Annotated in this window: 3 protein-coding genes; 2 read left to right on the forward strand and 1 reads right to left on the reverse strand. The window is 47.2% G+C overall.

The annotated features are described in order from the left end of the window. Window positions 1-627: aldo/keto reductase (locus WBV75_RS13285; protein WP_424121069.1), on the reverse strand; the 627-nt coding region annotated here is incomplete at its 3' end. A gap of 158 nt (window positions 628-785) precedes the next feature. Between WBV75_RS13285 and WBV75_RS13290 the strand changes: the two genes are divergently transcribed. Further along, window positions 786-1,787, forward strand: a complete 1,002-nt coding sequence (locus WBV75_RS13290) for an AAA family ATPase (protein WP_424121070.1) — start codon at window positions 786-788, stop codon at window positions 1,785-1,787. Window positions 1,788-1,850: 63 nt separating this feature from the next. Beyond that, a partial coding sequence (locus tag WBV75_RS13295) for a DUF58 domain-containing protein (RefSeq protein WP_424121071.1) occupies window positions 1,851-2,233 on the forward strand: 383 nt, incomplete at its 3' end.

The raw sequence follows: 2,233 nt of genomic DNA on the forward strand, positions 1-2,233 counted from the left end.
ATAACTCCCCAAAGGACTCCAGGACATGGCTGTGCGACCGTTTGTGATACAATCATCCAATACCCCGTCCCACAGGGAGGTGTCTTCTGTCAGAGAACATTCAAACTGGTGGGCTTCAACCGGGACAGCCGATTCTATAAGAGCTATTTGGGAGGGTGTAAAATTTGAAACCCCGAAAGAACGGACTTTACCGGAATCCCGCAATGCAGAAGAAGCAGCAGCCACCTCTTCAGGGTCCATCAGCGGGCTCGGACGATGCAATAAAAGCAAGTCCAGATACTCCGTTTTTAGATTCTCGAGTGAGGTAATGGCGGAATGGATAATATAATCCGTTCCGTATTCATAGTGTTTGATCCCCACCGGACGCTTATCGGTAGGGTATTGGATCCCACACTTGCTTATAAACTGCAGGTTTTCCCGTTCAATACCACAATTTTCAAAAGCCTTCCCAAATTCCGCTTCAGTGGTATATCCGCCATATATATCGGCGTGATCAAAGGTAGTGACACCCATCTCAAAGCATTGATTTATAAGGGTGGACATTTGTGATGTGGAAAACTTCCGGCCCCATTGTCCCCAGGTCATGGTTCCGGCTATAATTCTCGAGTAAGATCCTTTGGTTTTCATACACGTGAAAGTAATGAGAAAATCCCTTAAAAGGGTCATAAAAATGGGGGTTTTCCGCTATTTTTAACCAATCGTTAACAGGGGATCAGTAAATAAATTTTCAATTTGCGAGTTGCAATAAATCAGTGTGTTGACGCTCGAAATTTAAATTCTTTTTAATGGAAGAAACCAAAACTGTGGATATCAGTGCAGTGAATGAAAAAATCGCTGAGGAAAGTGCTTTTATCGACTTACTGATTCGAGAAATGGACAAGGCCATCGTAGGTCAGCGCCATATGATTGAGCGCTTGCTCATCGGCCTGCTCGGAAGAGGTCATATCCTGCTTGAGGGGGTTCCGGGCCTGGCAAAGACCCTTGCGATCAACAGCCTGGCCAAAACGGTTAAAGGAAGTTTTTCAAGGATTCAGTTCACCCCCGACCTCCTGCCTGCTGACGTGGTAGGGACCATGATTTACAACATTAAGGAGAACGATTTCACCATCAAAAAGGGCCCTATCTTCGCCAACTTCGTTTTGGCAGATGAGATTAACCGTGCTCCGGCAAAAGTGCAGTCCGCGCTACTCGAGGCCATGCAGGAACGGCAGGTGACCATAGGAGACGAGACCTTTCCGTTGGATGAGCCTTTTCTGGTTATGGCGACTCAGAACCCGGTGGAACAGGAGGGTACCTATCCCCTGCCTGAAGCCCAGGTGGATCGTTTTATGATCAAGGCCGTAATCGATTACCCCAAAATGAATGAGGAACAACTGATTATGCGTCAGAACCTGATGGGGAATGCCTCCGACATTCGCCCGGTAGTAAGCCTCAAACAGATTCTCTCCGGCCAAAAGGCCGTTCGGGAGGTCTATATGGATGAAAAGATTGAAAAGTATATTCTGGACATCGTTTTCGCCACTCGATATCCTGAAAAGTACAACCTGAAAGATTTGAAACCCCTGATCAGTTTCGGCGCTTCGCCCAGGGGAAGTATCAATATGGCAAATGCCGCCAAGTGCTACGCCTTTATCAAGCGTCGTGGATATGTCATACCAGAGGATGTCAGGGCCATTGTACACGATGTGCTTCGCCACCGGATCGGAATCACTTATGAAGCTGAAGCTGAAAATGTTGCCCCTGAAGAAATCATCAACCGTATAGTAAACGAGATTGAAGTACCATAGGGGATTCCCAAGGGTTACTGAACGACATCCCGTATCCTTTCAGACGAACCCCCGTGAACGATTATGGATACTAAAGAGCTCTTAAAGAAAGTCCGTAAGATCGAGATAAAGACCCGGCGTCTTTCCGATGACATCTTTGGAGGTGAATACCATTCTACCTTCAAAGGACGGGGTATGACCTTTAGCGAGGTCCGCCAATATCAATACGGGGATGATGTGCGGAGCATTGACTGGAACGTTACCGCCCGTTACAACGAGCCTTTTGTAAAAGTGTTTGAAGAAGAGCGGGAACTCACCATGATGCTGATGGTGGATGTCAGTGGTTCCGAATTCTTCGGTACCGTCAACCAGTTTAAGCGGGTGGTCTTGACCGAAATCTCAGCCACGCTGGCATTTTCAGCCCTGCAGAACAACGATAAAGTCGGGCTCATCCTTTTTTCAGAAGA

Source organism: Robiginitalea sp. (genome assembly GCF_049588695.1).
Lineage (GTDB): Bacteria > Bacteroidota > Bacteroidia > Flavobacteriales > Flavobacteriaceae > Robiginitalea.